This window comes from Mesorhizobium sp. P2_F5, from assembly GCF_056403715.1.
This window is the reverse complement of sequence record NZ_JBFUEY010000003.1, coordinates 288,816-308,720: the sequence shown is the minus strand read 5'-3', so window position 1 is coordinate 308,720 and position 19,905 is coordinate 288,816. Positions and strand designations below refer to the sequence as shown.

General features: G+C 63.2%; 14 protein-coding genes. 6 read left to right on the top strand and 8 right to left on the bottom strand.

Annotated elements, in window-relative coordinates:
- Nucleotides 1–309 precede the first annotated feature (309 nt).
- Complete coding sequence (locus AC1DYO_RS05475) at nucleotides 310–777, top strand: Hsp20 family protein (protein ID WP_112559269.1); 468 nt, start codon at nucleotides 310–312, stop codon at nucleotides 775–777.
- 154 nt (nucleotides 778–931) lie between these two features.
- On the top strand, nucleotides 932–1,684 hold the full coding sequence (locus tag AC1DYO_RS05470) for a sulfite exporter TauE/SafE family protein (RefSeq protein ID WP_477261048.1): 753 nt from the start codon (nucleotides 932–934) through the stop codon (nucleotides 1,682–1,684).
- Here AC1DYO_RS05470 and AC1DYO_RS05465 read toward each other — a convergent pair.
- Nucleotides 1,681–2,577 carry an MBL fold metallo-hydrolase gene (locus AC1DYO_RS05465; protein ID WP_477261046.1) on the bottom strand — a complete coding sequence of 299 codons (897 nt, stop codon included), beginning with the start codon at nucleotides 2,575–2,577 and terminating at the stop codon, nucleotides 1,681–1,683. The genes AC1DYO_RS05470 and AC1DYO_RS05465 overlap by 4 nt on opposite strands.
- A gap of 9 nt (nucleotides 2,578–2,586) precedes the next feature.
- Nucleotides 2,587–3,636: a threonine aldolase family protein gene (locus AC1DYO_RS05460; protein WP_477261044.1), complete on the bottom strand. Its 1,050-nt coding sequence runs from the start codon at nucleotides 3,634–3,636 to the stop codon at nucleotides 2,587–2,589.
- Between the two features lie 498 nt (nucleotides 3,637–4,134).
- Here AC1DYO_RS05460 and gltB point away from each other — a divergent pair, with 498 nt between their 5' ends.
- Nucleotides 4,135–8,898, top strand: a complete 4,764-nt coding sequence (gene gltB / locus AC1DYO_RS05455) for a glutamate synthase large subunit (RefSeq protein ID WP_477261042.1) — start codon at nucleotides 4,135–4,137, stop codon at nucleotides 8,896–8,898.
- Between the two features lie 139 nt (nucleotides 8,899–9,037).
- Nucleotides 9,038–10,492: a glutamate synthase subunit beta gene (locus tag AC1DYO_RS05450; RefSeq protein WP_477261040.1), complete on the top strand. Its 1,455-nt coding sequence runs from the start codon at nucleotides 9,038–9,040 to the stop codon at nucleotides 10,490–10,492.
- On the opposite strand, the gene AC1DYO_RS05445 is transcribed toward AC1DYO_RS05450, so the two are convergent.
- Nucleotides 10,489–11,694 carry an SGNH/GDSL hydrolase family protein gene (locus tag AC1DYO_RS05445; protein WP_477261038.1) on the bottom strand — a complete coding sequence of 402 codons (1,206 nt, stop codon included), beginning with the start codon at nucleotides 11,692–11,694 and terminating at the stop codon, nucleotides 10,489–10,491. The two genes, AC1DYO_RS05450 and AC1DYO_RS05445, sit on opposite strands and share 4 nt — an antisense overlap.
- Nucleotides 11,695–11,798: 104 nt before the next feature.
- Entirely contained in the window at nucleotides 11,799–13,022 is a 1,224-nt protein-coding gene (locus AC1DYO_RS05440; protein WP_477261036.1) for a lytic murein transglycosylase, read from the bottom strand.
- Between the two features lie 208 nt (nucleotides 13,023–13,230).
- On the opposite strand from AC1DYO_RS05440, the gene galU reads away from it, so the two are divergent.
- Nucleotides 13,231–14,136, top strand: a complete 906-nt coding sequence (gene galU / locus AC1DYO_RS05435; protein ID WP_477261034.1) for a UTP--glucose-1-phosphate uridylyltransferase GalU — start codon at nucleotides 13,231–13,233, stop codon at nucleotides 14,134–14,136.
- Nucleotides 14,137–14,205: 69 nt separating this feature from the next.
- Here the strand turns inward: galU and AC1DYO_RS05430 are convergent, their stop codons facing one another.
- Entirely contained in the window at nucleotides 14,206–15,987 is a 1,782-nt protein-coding gene (locus AC1DYO_RS05430) for an outer membrane beta-barrel protein (RefSeq protein ID WP_477261032.1), read from the bottom strand.
- A gap of 149 nt (nucleotides 15,988–16,136) precedes the next feature.
- On the opposite strand from AC1DYO_RS05430, the gene AC1DYO_RS05425 reads away from it, so the two are divergent.
- Nucleotides 16,137–17,138 carry a KpsF/GutQ family sugar-phosphate isomerase gene (locus AC1DYO_RS05425; RefSeq protein ID WP_477261030.1) on the top strand — a complete coding sequence of 334 codons (1,002 nt, stop codon included), beginning with the start codon at nucleotides 16,137–16,139 and terminating at the stop codon, nucleotides 17,136–17,138.
- Between the two features lie 71 nt (nucleotides 17,139–17,209).
- On the opposite strand, the gene AC1DYO_RS05420 is transcribed toward AC1DYO_RS05425, so the two are convergent.
- The 3 genes from AC1DYO_RS05420 to hemH form a co-directional block, all read right to left on the bottom strand.
- Complete coding sequence (locus AC1DYO_RS05420) at nucleotides 17,210–17,674, bottom strand: NfeD family protein (protein WP_477261028.1); 465 nt, start codon at nucleotides 17,672–17,674, stop codon at nucleotides 17,210–17,212.
- A gap of 20 nt (nucleotides 17,675–17,694) precedes the next feature.
- Nucleotides 17,695–18,645, bottom strand: a complete 951-nt coding sequence (locus AC1DYO_RS05415; RefSeq protein WP_112559280.1) for an SPFH domain-containing protein — start codon at nucleotides 18,643–18,645, stop codon at nucleotides 17,695–17,697.
- 158 nt (nucleotides 18,646–18,803) lie between these two features.
- Nucleotides 18,804–19,856 (bottom strand): ferrochelatase, encoded by a 1,053-nt coding sequence (gene hemH, locus AC1DYO_RS05410; RefSeq protein ID WP_477261026.1) that lies wholly within the window; start codon nucleotides 19,854–19,856, stop codon nucleotides 18,804–18,806.
- Nucleotides 19,857–19,905: the final 49 nt, after the last annotated feature.

Sequence of the window (19,905 nt, the reverse complement as noted above, 5' to 3'; positions counted from 1 at the left end):
CGATCCGGGAGGAAGGGACGTTACACCCGGTTCGGCCTCGTCGCGGCGCCTTCATCCGGCGCCGCCTGGTTCTTTATCCTGGCTGCACTCTAGCGCCGGCCGGCTGAACGGGCGCCGAAGCGGCGGTTCATTTGCCGTTCATCGACGCCTCAATTCACGGCTCTTCAAAAATCCTTGAAATGCGCTTTTGCGCTCCCCAAATGTCGAATGCAGCCGCCGATGTCGGGGCTGCTGGTCCACCCGAAACGCCTTTCACAGGGTTTCGCACCGGCCATACGCAAACCATGTTGCTCAACAGGAGAACACCTCATGCGTCACGTTGATTTTTCCCCGCTCTATCGCTCGACCGTCGGCTTCGACCGCTTGTTCACCATGCTCGACTCGCTGGCTCAGCCCGATGGCGCGCAGACCTATCCGCCCTACAATATCGAGCGCACCGGCGAGAACGCCTATCGCATCTCGATGGCGGTTGCCGGCTTCTCGGATGAAGAGATCTCGATCGAAGCCCATCGCAACGTGCTGACCGTCAAGGGTGAGCGCAAGGAAGAGGGCAATGGCGAAGGCTCCGAGCTGCTCTATCGCGGCATCGCCTCGCGTTCCTTCGAGCGCCGCTTCCAGCTTGCCGACCATGTCGAAGTCGTTGGCGCCACGCTGAAGAATGGCCTGCTCTTCGTCGATCTCACGCGCAACATCCCCGAGGAGTTGAAGCCGCGCAAGATCGCGATTACGGCGAGCTCCGAGAAGGCCAAGCAGATCGAGGCCAAGAACGCCGCGTAATCAAAACGGCGGCGTTACTCAGGATAGAAGCGTCTCCTCCCGAGACGAAAGCGGCGCCGCGAGGCGCCGCTTTTTTGTTGTGCCGAAGCCTCTGTCACCCCAACCGAAGGGCTCTGGCTCTTTTGCAGCGCGCGCCGCCTTCCCATGAAGGGCGATGTCTGATTTCTCCTTGACCCTGACAGCCACCGTTGCCGTCACCTTCCTGCTGGCCGGCATCGTCAAGGGCGTTACCGGCATGGGCCTGCCGACGCTGGCGATGGGCCTGCTTGGCACCATCATGCCGCCGGTGGCGGCGGCCTCGCTGCTGATCGTGCCGTCCTTCGTCACCAATATCTGGCAGCTGTTTGCCGGCCCCAGCTTCGCGTCGATCCTCGGGCGGCTTTGGCTGATGATGATCGGCATCGTTGCCGGCACGTTGGCCGGCGCGTGGCTCTTGGCCAGCGACAACGTCAAATGGACAACCGCCGGCCTCGGTGCGGCGCTGATCATCTATGCCGTCTATACGCTACTGGCGCGGCAATTGACGGTTCCAGTATCGGCAGAGCATTGGTCGTCGCCCATTGTCGGTTTTCTCACCGGCCTCGTTACCGGCGGCACCGGCGTGTTCGTCGTTCCCGCCGTGCCCTACATCCAGGCGCTCGGCCTGAGCCGCGACGACCTGATCCAGGCGCTCGGCCTGTCCTTCACCGTGTCGACCATTGCGCTCGCCGCCGGCCTTGCCTCGCATGGCGCCTTCCAGGTCGAGCACATCGCCATGTCGTCGCTGGCGGTCCTGCCAGCGTTGCTCGGCATGTGGCTGGGGCAGTTGCTGCGGCAGCGGATCAGCCCGGCGACCTTTCGGCGCTGGTTTCTCATTTTCCTGATCCTGCTTGGCCTGGAGCTTCTGCTGCGGCCCTTCCTGGCCTAGTGATCGGTACCGGCTGCGATAACGGCCTCGACATTTTGCCGGTGAACGGGCTCGTACAGCGCGAAATACTCGACCGCGCCGGTGGCGAACATGTCGGCGCCGAAGGTTTTCAGATCCTGCTCCGCCAGATCGGGCTCATGCCGGCAGCGGAGCAGTTTCTGGACATAGGCTTGCGTCGCCGTGATGAGGCCTTTGTCGTAGCCGCCTCGTTCTATCGTTTCGAGCGAGCCGTGGTTGGGCAGGATGCGGTCTATCGGCCAGCCGGCCATGCGTTCGAGGTCCACCAGATGTTGCGCCAGTCGATCCGCCTCGCTGACATAGGTGATCGGATCCTCCAGCGTGTCGCCCGCCAGCAGCAGGCCGGTCTCGGGCATGAACAGCACCGTGCCGTCATGGCTGTGGATCTCGACCTGGCGCAATTCGACGGCGATCGATCCAACGGTAAGGTCAAGGCTGCCTTCGAAGGTCCTGTTCGGCAGCACGAGCGGCTTGATCGGCGGAACACCACCTTCGATTTCGGCACGGTTGTTCGCCAGCGCCGAGGCAGTGAGCGTGTTGGCGATGATTTCGCAATCCTGAAACACCTCATTGCCGGCAATATGATCGTCATGCCAGTGGCTGAGCACGACGCGGATCGAGCCTACGCCCATGTCTTCGAGCGTCTGCCTGATGGTGCGCGCATGGGGCAGCGAAATATGCGTGTCGTAGACAAGCGCCTGCGGCCCGTCGACAACAGCATAGGTGCAGATGCCTAGCGCATAGGCGCCGTCATCCAGCCAGTTCGGCTCGTCCGACCAGGCGCGAACGCCGTCGATGCGGCCGTCGTAAAACCCCAGCACGTTTGGCGCCGGGCGAACCAGCCGCATGGTCGAGCCGAGGGGAGGTCTGGTCATCGGAAAAGCTCAGGTGATCATGTGGCGAAGGTGGTCGACTTCTTCAGCGGTCGTCGCGAAGCTGGCGACGAAGCGGTAGATCGCTTCATTGTCGCCGAGATGGCCGTCGAAGCTCTGCGGCACGCCCCATTCATAGAATTTGGCGCCGTCGCCTTGCATTTTTTCCGCCTTGGTGCGGTCGAAAATGGCGAACACTTCATTGGCCTGCGGCAGCCAGGCCAGCCGGCCGGACGGCGCATCCTCGATCGTCGCGGCCAGCCTTGCGGCCATCGCATTGGCGTGGCGCGCCATCCTCAGCCACAGATCGTCGGTAAAATAGGCCTCGAACTGAGCCGAGATGAAGCGCGCCTTGGAGAAGGTCTGCCCGGCGCGCTGGCGAAGCAGGCGCAGGTCGCGCGCCATGTCGGGGTTGAGGACCACGACCGCGTCGGCCATCCAGCAGCCATTCTTGGTGCCGCCGAAGGAGATGATATCGACACCGCTCTTCCAGGTCATTTCCGCAGGGCTGATGTCCGTCGCCGCAACGGCATTGGCGAAGCGCGCGCCGTCCATGTGCAGCGGCAGCTTGTGACGGCGAGCCACCTCGGCGATCGCCTTGATGTCGTCGACGGCGTAAATGGTGCCGACTTCAGTTGCCTGGGTGATCGTTACCGCCATTGGCTGGCCGGCGGGGGCGAGATCCTGCGAATAGCGCTTGATGGCCCGGTCGAGCGCCTGCGGAGTGATGCGCCCCAGAGGTCCCGGGACGGGCGACATGCGCGCGCCGCCAGTGTAAAAACCCGCGGCGCCGAATTCATCGACATTCATATGCGCTTCGGCATGGCAGAAGGCGACGCCGCCGATCCGGTTCAACGATGCCATCGACAGCGCGTTGGCCGCCGTGCCGGTGGCGACGAAGAAGACCGTGACCTCGCGCTCGAAGATCTCGTTGAAGCGTTTGTAGATGGCGCGGTCGAGGTCGCCGTCACCATAGGCGGTGGCGATGCCGGCAGCATGGCGGGTCAGGTTGGCCGAGATATCGGGATGGACGCCCGCCCAGTTGTCGGATGCAAAGAACATTCGGAAAAGTCCACGGCTGATTGCGAAAAGGAGCGCGACCATGGCTGCTTCGGGGTTTCACGCGCAAGGGCCAAAGGCTGGAAAAGCGGTAAAGCCAGCGGCGGATCACGAAGGCGTGCGAGGACCGAAGTTTTCGTTTCGGCAGCACGTCGCGTAATTTTCTGTCGCCAAACGCCCAAGATTTTTGTGAATCGGTCTTGTGTGCGCGCGGGATTTCTGCCATAAAAATTTAGGACAGTAGTGCTGTCTTATTTTGTCGCACAAGTCAGGCTGGATTGGCGTATCATTTGGGCCACTCCGGCCGTTGCCGCGAGCGACGGGTAGACGGCTCGGCTGTGGCCTGTACGATACCGGATACGAACCGGCGGCGCACCGCTCGGTTCGCCAAGGATTTCGCAAGACGTGCCGCAAGAATGAGAGCGGAAGCCAGTCGCTTCCCAAGGTAGACCAGCGCCCCAAATGCTAGACGTGCAAGGGGCCGGAACGGAGGACGGGACGATGACGGAACTGACGCCATCTGCGATCACCGGCCAGGCCGCGCAGACGAAAGCGGCAGCCGTTAAAAATCCGTCCATCACCACTGGTCTGACCAATGGCGGCCGAACCACCAACGGCCTAACCACCAATGGTATGGCTGCGCAGGGTCTCTACGATCCGCGCAACGAACACGACGCCTGCGGCGTCGGCTTCATCGTCAACATGAAGAACGTCAAGTCTCACCAGATCGTCAAGGACGGGCTTTTCGTGCTCGAAAACCTGACGCATCGCGGCGCCGTCGGCGCCGATCCGCTGATGGGCGATGGCGCCGGCGTGCTGGTGCAGATCCCGGACCGTTTCTTCCGCGAGGAGATGGCGGCGCAAGGCGTCGAACTGCCGCCGACGGGCCAATACGGCGTCGGTCATTGGTTCATGCCGCAGGACGCGGCGCTGCGCGCTCATATCGAAGACATCATTGCCGAATCGGCGCAGTCCGAAGGGCTGCCGCTGCTCGGTTTCCGTGACGTTCCGGTCGACAATTCGTCGCTGTCGAAGGCGCCCGATATCGCGGCATCCGAACCGTTCCATCGCCAGGTCTTCATCGGCCGTACGGCCGACATTACCGATGACGAGGAGTATGAGGCCAGGCTGTACCTGCTGCGCAAGGTCATTTCCGGCCGCATCTACGCCGAGAACGACAACAGGGATGTCGGCGCCTACTGCGTGTCACTGTCGGCGCGCACCATCGTCTACAAGGGCATGTTCCTGGCGTATCAGGTCGGCGCCTACTACAAGGACCTGTCGGATCCGCGTTTCGAAACCGCCTTGATCCTCGTCCACCAGCGTTTTTCCACCAACACCTTCCCGTCGTGGAAGCTGGCGCATCCCTACCGCATGGTCGCGCATAATGGCGAGATCAACACGGTGCGCGGCAACAACAACTGGATGGCGGCACGCCAGGCCTCGGTCGATTCCGAACTGTTCGGCAACAACATCTCGAAGCTGTGGCCGATCTCCTATGACGGCCAGTCCGACACCGCCTGCTTCGACAATGCGCTCGAATTCCTGTTCCAGGGCGGCTACAGCCTCAGCCACGCCATGATGATGCTGATCCCGGAAGCCTGGGCCGGCAACAAGCTGATGGATGCCGACCGCAAGGCTTTCTACGAATACCACGCCGCCCTGATGGAGCCGTGGGACGGSCCGGCCGCGGTCGCCTTCACCGACGGCCGCCAGATCGGCGCCACGCTCGACCGCAACGGCCTGCGCCCGGCGCGCTACATCGTCACCGATGACGACCGTGTCATCATGGCCTCGGAAGCTGGCGTGCTGCCGGTGCCGGAGGAGAGGATCGTCAAGAAGTGGCGGCTGCAGCCCGGCCGCATGCTTCTGATCGACCTCGCCAAGGGCCGCATCATTTCCGACGAGGAGATCAAGTCGGAGATCGCGACCAGGCATCCCTACAAGACCTGGCTCAACAACACGCAGCTGATCCTCGAGGATCTGAAGCCGGTCGAGCCGCGCGCGCTGCGCAAGGATGTCAGCCTGCTCGATCGCCAGCAGGCGTTCGGCTACAGCCAGGAAGACACCAAGCTGTTGATGTCGCCGATGGCGACCACCGGCCAGGAAGCTGTCGGTTCGATGGGCACCGATACGCCGATCTCGGCGATGTCGGACAAGTCGAAACTGCTCTACACCTATTTCAAGCAGAACTTCGCCCAGGTCACCAACCCGCCGATCGACCCGATCCGCGAAGAGCTGGTGATGAGCCTGGTCTCCTTCATCGGGCCACGGCCGAACATTTTTGACCTGGTCGGCAATTCGCGCCGCAAGCGGCTCGAAGTGCGCCAGCCGATCCTGACCAATGGCGATCTCGAAAAGATCCGTTCCATCGGCCACACCGAGGACCGTTTCGACACCAAGACGATCGACATCACCTACGGATCCAGCGAGGGTGCTGCCGGCATGCAGGGCGCCGTCGAGCGCCTGTGCGAGCGCGCGGAAGCAGCTGTCGCGGGCGGCTACAACATCATCATCCTGTCCGACCGCCAGGTCGGTCCGGATCGGATCGCCATTCCCGCACTGCTGGCGACGGCGGCGGTGCACCACCATCTGATCCGCAAGGGGCTGCGCACCGCGGTCGGCCTGGTCGTCGAATCCGGCGAGCCGCGCGAAGTGCATCATTTCTGCTGCCTCGCCGGCTACGGCGCCGAGGCGATCAATCCTTATCTCGCCTTCGACACGTTGCTCGACATGCACAAGCGTGCCGAACTGCCGGCGGAGGTCGATGCCTACGAAGTCGTCTCGCGCTACATCAAGTCGATCGGCAAGGGCATCCTCAAGGTGATGTCCAAGATGGGCATCTCGACCTATCAGTCCTATTGCGGCGCGCAGATCTTCGACGCCATCGGACTGAAGTCGGATTTCGTCGAGAAGTATTTTACCGGCACCGCGACACTGATCGAAGGTGTGGGCCTGGACGAGGTGGCGGCCGAGACGCTCAGCCGCCACACTGACGGCTTCGGCAACGATCCGGTGCTGCGCAACAGCCTCGAGGTCGGCGGCGAGTACATGTACCGCATGCGTGGCGAAGCCCATATGTGGTCGCCCGATGCCGTCGCCACCTTGCAGCACGCCGTGCGCCAGGGGTCATGGGAGACGTTCAAGGAATACTCGGCGCAGATCGACAGCGAGACGGCCCACGCCCAGACCATTCGCGGCCTGTTCAGGATCAAGCTGGCGGAAGAGACCGGCCGCAAGAAGGTCGCGATAGAGGACGTCATGTCGGCGGCCGACATCGTCAAGCGCTTCTCGACCGGGGCGATGTCGTTCGGCTCGATCTCGCGCGAAGCGCACACCACGCTGGCGCGCGCCATGAACCAGATCGGCGGCAAGTCGAACACCGGCGAGGGCGGCGAAGAGGCCGACCGCTATTTGCCGCTACCCGGCGGCGGCAAGAACCCGGAACGCTCGGCGATCAAGCAGGTCGCTTCGGGGCGGTTCGGCGTCACGGCCGAGTACCTCGTCAATTCCGATGTCATGCAGATCAAGGTCGCACAGGGTGCCAAGCCCGGCGAGGGCGGTCAGCTGCCCGGCCACAAGGTCGACGCGACCATTGCCAAGGTCCGGCACTCGACGCCCGGCGTCGGCCTGATCTCGCCGCCGCCGCATCACGACATCTATTCGATCGAGGATCTGGCGCAGCTGATCTACGACCTGAAGAACGTCAACCCGGCGGCCGATGTCTCGGTCAAGCTGGTGTCGGAAGTCGGTGTCGGCACGGTTGCGGCTGGCGTTGCCAAGGCGCGCGCCGACCACATCACCATTTCGGGCTATGACGGCGGCACCGGCGCGTCGCCGCTGACCTCGCTCAAGCATGCCGGCAGCCCATGGGAAATGGGCCTTGCCGAGACGCACCAGACGCTGGTGCTGAACGGCCTGCGCTCGCGCGTCGCGCTGCAGGTCGATGGCGGCTTGCGCACCGGGCGCGACGTTATCATCGGCGCCTTGCTCGGGGCCGACGAGTTCGGCTTCTCGACCGCGCCGCTGATCGCGGCCGGCTGCATCATGATGCGCAAGTGCCATCTCAACACCTGCCCGGTCGGTGTGGCGACGCAGGACCCGGTGCTGCGCAAGCGCTTCAAGGGTACGCCCGAGCATGTCATCAACTTCTTCTTCTACGTCGCGGAAGAGGTGAGGGGGCTGCTGGCCGAAATGGGCTTCACCCATATCGACCAGATCGTCGGCGACAGCGACCTTCTGGAAAAGCGCGAGATGATCCAGCACTGGAAGGCGCGCGGGCTCGATTTCGGCAAGATGTTCTTCAAGCCGGATGCGCCGCATGAAGCGATACACTGGACGGAGCGGCAGAAGCACCCGATCGACGACGTGCTCGACCGCAAGCTGATCGAGCTGGCGAAGCCTGCGCTCGAAAGCAAGCAGCCGGTCAAGATCGAGGTCGACATCCGCAATGTCGACCGCTCGGTGGGCGCCATGCTGTCGGGCGAAGTCGCCAAGCGTTTCAGGCACAAGGGCCTGCGCGAGGACACGATCCAGGTGAAGCTGACCGGCACCGCCGGCCAGTCCTTCGGCGCCTTCCTGGCGCGCGGCATCTCGTTCGATCTCGTCGGCGCCGCCAATGACTATGTCGGCAAGGGCCTGTCGGGCGGACGCATCGTCATTCGGCCGCCGGAAGGGTCCAAGATCGTCGCGGCGGAATCGATCATCGTAGGCAATACGGTGCTCTACGGCGCCACCGAGGGCGAGGCCTATTTCGCCGGTGTCGCCGGCGAACGGTTCGCGGTGCGCAATTCGGGCGTGGCCGCCGTCGTCGAAGGTGTCGGCGATCATGGCTGCGAGTACATGACCGGCGGCATCGTCGTCGTCATCGGCCAGACCGGCCGCAACTTCGCCGCCGGCATGTCGGGCGGCGTCGCCTATGTGCTGGACGAGGCCGGCGACTTCGCCGCGCGCTGCAACATGGCGATGGTCGAGCTGGAGCCGGTTCCGGAAGAAGACGATCTGATGGAAAGGCTGCTGCACCATGGCGGCGACCTTGACCATAAGGGCCGCGTCGACGTCTCGGGAGACATGACCACGCATGACGAGGAACGGCTCTACCAGCTGATCTCGAACCACGTCCATTTCACCGGTTCGGTACGCGGCCGCGAGATCCTCGATGACTGGACGACCTTCCGGCCGAAATTCCGCAAGATCATGCCGGTCGAGTATCGCCGCGCCTTGATCGAGATGGAACGCATGCGCATGGGCGTGGCGGCGGAATAGCTTTTGGACTTGCCGGGAGGCGCAGGCTTCCCGGCGGAACTTTCAGCGACAGTTTGACCTCGGACGCAAGGTTGCCATGGCCGCCTCAAGGGGTTAACGGGTGCGAAAACCGCACCATCTGGACAGCAGGAACTGGACTATGGGCAAGGTAACAGGCTTTCTCGAAATCGACCGGCAGGTGCACAAGTACCAGCCGGCCTCCGACCGCATCCGGCATTTCCGTGAGTTCACGCTGCCGATGTCGGACAAGGAGGTCGAGAAACAGGCGGCGCGCTGCATGGATTGCGGCATTCCGTTCTGCCACGGGCCGACCGGTTGCCCGATCCACAACCAGATCCCCGACTGGAACGACCTCGTCTACAATGGTGACTGGGACAATGCGATCCGCAACCTGCATTCGACCAACAATTTCCCGGAATTCACCGGCCGCATCTGCCCCGCGCCCTGCGAGGAAGCCTGCACGCTGAACCTCGAAGACATTCCGGTCGCCATCAAGACGGTCGAGCAGGCGATCGCCGACAAGGCTTATGAGACCGGCCATATCCGGCCCTATCCGCCGGAGAAGAAGACGGGCAAGCGTGTCGCCGTTATCGGCTCCGGCCCGGCAGGAATGGCGGCGGCGCAGCAGCTTGGCCGTGCAGGACACGAGGTCAGTGTCTATGAGCGTGAGAGCCGTCCCGGCGGGCTGATGCGCTACGGCATTCCCGACTTCAAGATCGAGAAGCACTATATCGACCGCCGCATCGAGCAGATGCAGGGCGAGGGTGTGACCTTCCACTGCGGCGTCAATGTCGGCGTCGACAAGCCCGTGGCAGAGCTGCTCGCCGAATACGATGCGGTGCTCTATTGCGGCGGTTCGGAATCGCCGCGCCCTGCCAACATTCCGGGTGACGATCTCGGCGGCGTCTATGATGCCATGCCCTATCTGGTGCAGCAAAACCGCCGCGTCGGCGGCGAGCCGATCCAGTCGGTGGCATGGCCGTCGCATCCGATCATCGCCGGCGGCCAGCATGTCGTCGTCGTCGGCGGCGGCGATACCGCGTCCGACTGTGTCGGCACGGCTTTCCGCCAGGGCGCGGTGCGGGTCACCCAGCTCGACATCCGCCCGCAGCCGCCGGAGAAGGAAGACAAGCTCTCGGTCTGGCCCTACTGGGCGACGAAGATGCGGACGTCGTCATCGCAGGCCGAAGGTGCGGAGCGCGAATTCCAGGTGGCGACGCTCGAATTTATCGGCGAGGAAGGCCAGCTGACCGGCGTCAAGTGCTGCGAGGTCGACGAGAAGCGCAAGCCGATCGCCGGCACCGAATTTGTCATCCGCGCCGATCTCGCCTTCATCGCCATCGGCTTTGCCGGACCGGCCGCCGTGGGCGTGGCGAAGGAGTTGGACGGTGAGATGAAAATCACCACCGACAGCCGACGTTCCAGGAATGTCGAAGCCAACGATCGCGACTACAAGACCAGCGTCGACAAGCTTTATGCCGCCGGCGATGTGCGCCGCGGCCAGTCGCTGGTGGTGTGGGCGATCCGCGAAGGCCGCCAGGCGGCGCGCTCGATCGACGAGGCACTGATGGGGACGACGGTACTCCCCCGTTAACGGTTGATCGCGGTCGTCGTATCCGTCGCCGCAGCTGCCTTCGGCGGCCAGGAGAAATCGTCGGCGCGGCCGGGTGACGCCTCGGGAGCCTTGCCTTCGAGGATGAGTTTTTCGCCGGGCAGATCCGGATTGGCCTTCGGCGCTGCCGCAGCACCGAGCAGTTCGGAGCCTCCGTCGAGCGCCGGATCGTTGAGCAGCATCGGAACGGTGCGGTCGACCACAATGGGTGCGGCCGGAAGCGATGGTGCTTCGACTGGGGCGCCGGCGGGTGCGGCAGCTGTCACCACGCTTCCGGGTGCTGCCAGGCCGAGGATCTTGGCCAGCGACTTTTCGGTGTAGAAGGCGAGCTTGCGCTTGCCGGCCTTCGAGACGTTGATGCCGTCGTCGGAGCGCAGCCGCACGGCCTGGCCGTTAATATCGGGGCCGGTCGAGACAAAGGCGCCGTTCTCGTCGACGAACCCGTCCCAGACGTCGACGAATTCGCCGCCATTCTTCTCGGCCGCCGAGTGGTAGATGTCGTTGAAGGCCAGCATGTCGGAGGTCATCTTCGGCGCCTTGAAGGCCGGCATGCCGACCCACAGATACGGCACTTTGGTCGACGCCAGCGCCTTGCCGAACGCCTCGGTCCGGCGTTCATATTCCTTGGTCCAGTTCTCGGAACGCGGCTGTTCGCGCACGTCGTTGACGCGCATCTGCTGGCGGTCGTTGGAGCCGAGCATGACGACCACCGCGGACGGCTTCTCGGTCTCGATCAGCGCTTTGACCTGTTCGGGCCAGTTGTAGACATCATCGCGCACAAAGCCCGACGAGCCGTTGGCGCGCTCGACGATCCTGATGGCGGGATTCGTGGCAAAGGCGGTGTCGAGGCCCTCGGCAAGGCCACTCGCCATGAAATCGCCGATCACCAGGATGGTGCGGGCATCCGGCGTCTTCTCGACAACCGGCACGGCCGGTTCAGCGGGAGCACGGGGCTTCTTCTTGACCTTCGGCTTTGCCTTGCGGACGTCGAGCGGCGGCTCGATGCGCTCGCTGCGGCGCGGGAACAACAGGTCGCGCAGCGACCAGCCGCGGTTCTGCGGTTGTTCCTGGGCCAAAGCCGGTGTGTGGAACGTGCCGGCTATTCCCGTCGCCAGGACGACGATGGCCAGAATGAGGATCGGCAAGCGGAAAACGATCACACGGATACGCGCTGCCGAAACCAAGCTCCCTCTCCATCCCTAGGTGCATGACCTCTTGGAGGGCTCATGCACAAATCCATGCTACAGCGTCCCTTGCGCGTCGAAAATGCGCGGCGCCGCAGCTGGCCCTATTTCTTTCTGAGCCATTTGAGCACTTCCATGCTCGGATACCCATCCTGGGTCAAGCCGACCGTTGCCTGATAAGTCATGATGGCGGTTTTCGTGCCGTCACCGATCTTGCCGTCGAACTTGCCGTCGTAAAGCCCGTGCTGCGACAGCCGCTTCTGCAACTCCTGCCTTTCCTCGAAGGACAGTTTGGTGAAAGGCCGCTTCCAGTCCTGCACCAGACCACTAGAGCCCGCGATTTCGTCGGCAAGAAGGCCGACGGCAAGGGCATACTTGTCAGCGTTGTTGTAGGCCTTGATGACGGAGAAGTTCTTGATCATCAGGAAGGCCGGTCCGCCGCGCCCGTCCGGCACTTTCAGCGTCGCCTTGTCGGTCGCGTTCTTGAATGGCTTGCCATTGGCCCTGGCGACGCCGAGCGCCTGCCATTGCGCCAGTGTCTTCGAGCCGGCGGGCAGTTTGCCGGCCGGAATGGTGACTTCGTAGCCCCAGGTCTTGCCGCCCTGCCAGCCATTCTTCTTCAACAGATTGGCTGATGTCGCCAACGCATCGGGGATCGAGTTCCAGATGTCGCGCTTGCCGTTGCCGTCCATGTCGACGGCATAATGCTGGTAGCTGGTCGGGATGAATTGGGTCTGGCCCATGGCGCCGGCCCATGAGCCCATGAGGTGGCTTTCGTCGATATCGCCGGTTTGCAGGATTTTCAGCGCGGCGACCAATTGGGTGCGGGCGAATTTCGAACGCTTCGGGTCGCCATAGGCGAGCGTCGCCAGCGAGCGGATGACATTGCGCATGATGTCGTCGCGCTTGAGGATCTCGCCATAGTTCGATTCCATCGACCAGATGGCGAGCAGGATGTAGCGGTCGACGCCGAACCGCGCCTCGATCCGGTCCAGCCACGGCTTCCATTTCTTGGCCATCTGCTGGCCGACGGCGACCGACTGGTCATGGACGCGGTTGTCGAAATAGTCCCAGGCCGGTGCGGTGAACTCAGGCTGGGTGCGGGCTTTCTCCAGCACCACAGGGTCGGGTTCGTTGATGCCCCGGAAAGCCTGGTCGTAGACCGCGCCGGAAACGCCGCCCGCCACGGCGGTGGCGCGGAAGCCGGCAACCCATTGCCGGAAGCCGGCATCGGCAAAGGCCGGCCCGGCAGGCATCAGCAAGGCGAGCGAGAGGCTGGCCGCCGTCAGCACGCTGGTAAAACGCTTTGCGGCACTGCGAACGGACATCTTTTCCCCTTTCTCTATCTCAGGAAAGACCATTCATCGCCGAACCGGGTTAGGAATTAGTTTACCATAGGCGGCGCCTGGAACGAAAAGACACCTGCATGCTTTACCGGTTGATGTTTCCCTCAATCGCCCGATAATCCTCAATTCCGGCGCGAAAATGTCGCGAGGCGGGATTGCCGGGCACGCCCTCAAAACGGATAATTGACGCATGAAGCGAGTTCGCAAGGCAGTTTTCCCGGTCGCCGGTCTCGGCACGCGGTTCCTCCCGGCCACCAAGGCCATCCCCAAGGAAATGCTGACCGTCGTCGACCGGCCGGTCATCCAGTATGTCGTCGATGAGGCACGCGAGGCCGGCATCGAACATTTCATCTTCGTCACCGGCCGCAACAAGGCGGTCATCGAAGACCATTTCGATATCCAGTTCGAGCTCTATGACACACTCGCCCAGCGCGGCAAGGATGAGCAGCTGGCCCGTCTGCAGCGGCTGCAGCCGGCGCCGGGGCAGACCTCGTTCACCCGCCAACAGGTGCCGATGGGCCTCGGCCACGCCGTCTGGTGCGCCCGCGAGCTGGTCGGCGACGAGCCCTTCGCGCTATTGCTGCCCGACATGATCATGCAGTCGGAAAAGAGCTGCATGAAGGCCATGGTCGAGCTCTACCAGGAGACCGGCAACAACATCATCGCCGTGCAGGAATGCGATCCGGCCGAAACCCACAAATATGGCATCGTCGGTCGCGGCGAGGACACGCATCACGGCTTCCGCATCACCGAGATGGTCGAGAAGCCGAAGACCGGCACCGCGCCGTCCAATCTCTACATCAACGGCCGCTACATCCTGCAGCCCGAGATATTCAAGATCCTCGAGAGCCAGGAAAAAGGCGCCGGCAACGAGATCCAGCTCACCGACGCGATGCTGAAGCTGGAAAGGCAACAGGCCTTCTATGGCTACCACTATCAGGGCCGCACGTTCGACTGCGGTTCGCCGGAAGGGTTCGTCGAGGCCAATGTCGCCTTCGCGCTGTGGCGCAGCGACATGAATGAGAACATGGCCGGCGTCATCCGCACGCTGCTCGACGAGATGAAGCCATCCGAGCGCCGCGGTGCGGCTTTTTAGCCTCGGTTCGGAAGCGACCGCTCTCCAGCAACGACATAGTCTGTTCCATCCCGATGGGGGTGGACTGGCTTAGCGCTGCAGCTTCAGCCCGAGATAGATGCTGTTGGCGGTGTAGTTGCGCCCGGGCAGATTGCTGGTCAGCTTTTCGGTGCGGGCGCGGCTGGTGAGGCCGACATAGCGGTTCAGCCACCAGGTCAGCCCGGCCTCGGCGCTCAGCGTCATGTCATGGCCGTCGGAGCCGGTGTAATTGCGCCAGTCGAGGCCAAGGGCGGCGTTGCCGGTCAGGTCGGCGCGGATCTGCCTCTCGCCGGTGAGGCGGCCGGAGTAGAGGATGTCGCCGCTCTCATTGGCGGCCGTCGTGCCTTCGATGGTGGTCTTGCCGGTGAGACCGATGATGGTGCCGCGCTCGGGCGACCATTTGAGGTCGGCATTTATGCTTGGACCCGCATTCGCCTCCAGGCTCTTGTCGTCGATTGCTTCACGGAGCCAGCCGGCCGAGAACTCGCCAGTCAGCTTCTCGCCGATGTCGACTTCGATGCCGGCGCGCGCGCCGAGCCGGGTCGATGACCGCTCGAAGCCCCCCGAATCGACGCGCAGGTCATAGGCGCGGCGGCCGAGTTCGACTTCGGCGAAAGGCGTGATGGCAGGCGAAATCTCGTAGCCGGTGCGCAAGGTCGCTGTGTAGAGGGTGGAATCACGATCCTTCTGCGACAATATCGTGCCGCTCGTCAGCTTGGCGTCGCCGTAGATGTCGTGGGAGACCGCGCCGGTCAGCGCAAAGCGCAGCTTGCCGACATCCTTCTTGACGGCGAGGCTGCCGTCGACGGTCTGGCGTATGGGCTGCGAGGTGACGCCGGCAATGGCGTCGGGCGAGGACGCCGATTCCGGCGCCACTTCGTAGCCGAGCTTGGCGATGGCGCGCAGCTCATTGTCGAGGTCGAGATTGAGCGTGCCTTCGATACGGCCGCGCCCTTCATTGATCTTCTGGCCCGAAATGGTGTTGCGGAAGTTGCCGTAGCCGTCGATGACAGCCGAATTCTCGCGCCAGTCGGAGGCGGCGGAGAAGCGCAGCGCCGTTTCGGACAGCACCGCCGACTTGCCGCCAGAGCTGGAATCGGCGTTCGACGAGACGGTAACGCCCTGCTCCAGCGTCGGCCGCAGCAGGAAGGAGCCGACCTTGATGCCGGTTGCCGCGTACGGGTCGTCCTCGGGCTTCTTCTTCTGGCCCTCGATGGCATCGGTGCGCTCGGCGCCAGGGTCGAGCTTCTGCCGGTCGACACTGTCGACGGTGAGGGCACGGCGGTTGGCTGTATCCTGATCCGCATCCTCTGTCGTCGTGCCGTTCGAAGTTGTTCCGGTCGCGGTCGGGTCCGTGGCTGGGCCAGGCTTCTTCTTGTCGGCAGCCTTGGTTTTGTCCTTGGTCTTGTCCGCATCGGCGGCGCGTTGTTTTGCCGTCGATGGCCGGCGTGGCTGGACGGTTGGCGGCTGGTCGGCGAACGAGTCGTCCGTGGTCGCCGGCTGGTCGAAAATGCTGTTTGCGCCGGCCTGTGACGGGTCGGTGTCGTCAGGCAAGGCGCCATCGCTGGCCGGCACATAGGCGGTTGGCGTGTTTTCCGTGGGGGTGGTGTCGGCAGGCGCCGGCTTGACCTGCGTGTTGGCCTTGCTCAATTGCCTGGCCCGGCGCTGCTGGTCGGACAGGATCGCCGATTCCGAGACTTCACCGCGCAACTCGGTTTCCTGGGCATGAAGCGCAGTTGGCCGCAGAAGAGCGAGCACGCTCGTCGCCAGAAGCAGAGCGCAAAAGGCTCCGCCCGTTCGACCTTTTTTCTTTTCAGGATGGGCCCGCGACATCGTCACCACTGCTTGCGCGGCGCAAGCGCGCCATACTTACCGAACCGTAAACGGGGATGGTTAACGGAGGGTTGAGGGGTGCCTGTCAGACTTGGCCGGACGGCAATTCTGTTGGACAGGCGAACGGCAACGCGCTAAGCGCATCAGCCATGCATGCGGGATCCCCAGAAAAGAAGCCTTTGGACAGCCAGGCTTCGATCGCCTCGGCGCTGAGAACGGTAGCCACGGAACAGGCCGGAGTGGCGGCATTGGCCGCCGCGCTGGAAAACGGACTGGCCGAACCTTTCGCCCACGCCGTCGACATCGTCTCGCGCATCGATGGCCGGGTCATCGTCACCGGCGTCGGTAAAAGCGGCCATATCGGCTCCAAGATCGCCGCCACGCTCGCCTCGACCGGTACGCCCGCCTTCTTCGTCCATCCGGCGGAGGCCAATCATGGCGACCTCGGCATGATCGCCAGGGATGATGCCATCATCGCCATGTCATGGTCGGGCGAGAGCAAGGAATTGATGGGCATCGTCGCCTATTCCAGGCGCTTTTCGATCCCGCTGATTGCGATTACCTCCGGCGCGACTTCGGCGCTGGCGCGCGCGGCCGACGTGGTGCTGCTGCTGCCATCCGTGCCGGAAGCCTGCCCGCACGGCCTGGCGCCGACGACATCGACGCTGCTGCAACTGGTGGTCGGCGATGCGCTGGCCATCGCGCTGCTCGAAGCGCGCGGCTTCACGCCAGACCATTTCCGTACCTTCCATCCTGGCGGCCAGCTGGGCGCCAATCTGACGCAAATTCACGAGATCATGCATGTCGGCGACAGGCTGCCGCTGGTGGCTTCGGGCACCGGCATGCGCGAGGCAATCCTGGAGCTGTCGAACAAGGGGTTCGGCTGCGTGGCCATCACAGCCGCTGACGGCGCATTGGTCGGCATCATCACCGATGGCGACATCAGACGCCACATCGGCAGCAATCTCATGGAGATGAGCGTCGATCAGGTAATGACCAAAAAACCGAAGACGGCGACACCCGACACGCTGGTGGCGACGGCGTTGCAGACCATCAACAACTCCGCCATCACCAGCCTGATGGTGGTCGAGGGCAGGCGGCCGGTCGGGCTGGTTCACCTGCATGATCTTTTGCGAATCGGCGCTGCCTGAAAAATTAAGGGCGCATCATGTACGCGATGCGCCCTGTTTTTCTGTTCAGAAAGCGCTGCGCTTTTAGGCGTTCAAACAGCCTCGACTGTCAGTTCCAGATCCGTGTCGGCCGAGCTGACGACACGCACCTGCGTGCCTGCCGGCAGGTCGGGCCCGGAGACACGCCACAGCGTGTCACCGAGCTTTATGCGGCCGCGGCCGTCCTTGATCGGTTCGGCCAGCGTTGCCATCTTGCCGACCAGCTGCGCGCCGCGCCGGTTGAGCAGCGGCTGGTCGCTCGGGATATGACGCCCGCCAACCAGCTTCTTGCCGGCGAACGCCGAGACCAGCGACAGCGCCAGGAAGGCGAGGACCTGGATTTCCCAGGTCCAGAAGCTTGCGTCCCAGATGAGCAGGGAAATCAAGCCGATCACCAATGCGGCGATGCCGATCCACAGCATGAAGATGCCTGGCGCGATGACTTCCATCACCAGGAGGACGAAGCCCAGAACCATCCAGTTCCATGGGCCAAGTTCGGAAATGATGCGGTCGAACATGGGAGTGTGCTCCTATGATCTCAATTCTCGCTCGGGCGAACCACCGGAGGGCGGGCAGCCTGCCGCGCGGCGCCGGCGGTGCCTTCGCTGCGGAACACTTCCTTGGCGATCTCGCTTATGCCGCCGAGCGTGCCGATCAATGCCGAGGCTTCCATCGGCATCAGCACGACCTTGCTGTTGTTGGCGGTGCCGATCTTGCCCATCGCTTCGGTGTATTTCAGCGCCACGAAGTAGTTGAGCGCCTGCACGTCGCCCTTGGAGATCGCTTCCGACACAACCTGGGTGGCGCGGGCTTCGGCCTCGGCCGAGCGTTCGCGCGCCTCGGCGTCGCGGAAGGCGGCTTCCTTGCGGCCTTCGGCCTCGAGTATCTGCGACTGCTTGAGACCTTCGGCGGCAAGGATCTGCGCACGCTTGTTGCGTTCGGCCGTCATCTGCCGACCCATCGATTCGATGAGGTTGGCAGGCGGATTGATGTCCTTGATCTCGACGCGGGTGATCTTGATGCCCCACGGGTGCGCCGCTTCGTCGACGACGCGCAACAGGCGCTCGTTGATGGCATCGCGGTTGGACAAGAGTTCGTCGAGGTCCATCGAACCCATGACGGTACGGATGTTGGTCATCGTCAGGTTGAGGATGGCGTTCTCCAGGCCGGCGACCTGGTAGGCGGCCTGCGCGGCATTGAGGATCTGATAGAAGGCGATGCCGTCGACACCCACTATGGCGTTGTCGCGGGTGATGATTTCCTGGCTCGGCACATCGAGCACCTGCTCCATCATGTTCATCTTGGCGCCGATACGGTCGACGAACGGCACGATGAGATTGAGGCCGGGGCTTAGTGTTTTGGTGTAACGGCCAAAGCGCTCCACCGTATAATTGTAGCCTTGCGGGATTGTCCGGATGCCTTTGATAAGAAGCACCAACACCAGAAAGGCAAGCGCACCAATTGCAATACCGAAACCACTGAAGTCCATTTATATCTCCCTCAGATGCCGGCCATGGCGTTGATTCCATGCAACCGACTTCACCAAACACTTAGGTGTGTTTCAATAATGTTACAATCAGGTGATCGCTGATTATTAGTGCGTGGAATAGCACAACAGCAACGATCGATCGCCGAAATGCGGCGGCCTCAGACCCAGCCCGACAGCTCGCGCCGCACCATCGCCTCGATCACCGCGATGCCCTCAGTGCTGTCGTTGAGGCACGGGATGTGGGCGAATTTCTCGCCGCCGGCATGGTGGAAGGTTTCCGCCGCCTCGCGGCCGATCTCGTCCAATGTCTCGATGCAGTCGACGGAAAAGCCGGGATTGAGGATGGCGATCGATTTCACGCCGTCCTTCGCCAGTTTCTCGACAGTCTTGTCGGTGTAGGGCTGCAGCCATTCCTGCGCGCCGAAGCGTGACTGAAAGGTGGTGATCAGCTTCTGTTCGCTCCAGCCGAGCTTTTCGCGCAGCAGGCGCGTCGTTTCCAGGCAATGCGCGCGGTAGGGGTCGCCCTTGTCGGAATAGGGTTTGGGAATGCCATGATAGGAGGTGATGACGACCTCCGGCTCGAAGTCGAGCGTTGCCAGATGCCGCTCGATCGAATGGGCAAGTGCGTCGATATAGACCGGCTCGGCATAGTAGGGCGGCACGCTGCGGATGGCGGGTGCGGCCCGCATCTTCATCAGCGCGCGAAACAGCTGGTCGTTGGCGGTGGCGGTGGTGGTCGCCGAATATTGCGGGTAGAGCGGGAACGACAGGATGCGGTCGCAGCCCTGCGCGACCAGCCTTTGCGCGACGCTCTCGGTCGAGGGATTGCCGTAACGCATCGCCCAGTCGACGACGACATCGGGCAGGTCGCGCAACGCTTCCGCCAGCTTTTCGCTCTGGGCGCGGGTGTAGGTGCGCAGCGGCGACTCGTTCCTCTCCCGGTTCCAGATTCTCGCGTAATTGGCGCCGGACTTCTTCGGTCTTGTCGTCAGCACCAGGCCGTAGAGGATCGGATACCAGATTGCCTTGTTGAGCTCGATAACGCGCGGATCGGAGAGGAATTCACGGAGGTAGCGCCACATCGGCTTGAAATCGGTGCCGTCGGGCGTGCCGAGATTGACCAGCATGACGCCGATCTTGCCGGCCTTGACCGGCGGATGTCCAGCCGGCAGCGGGCCGAGCGCTTTCGCGGCTTTGGGGTCAATCGTCATAGCGGTTCTCCGGACACGGCGCGAAACTAACGACGCCGCGCCGGTTTTC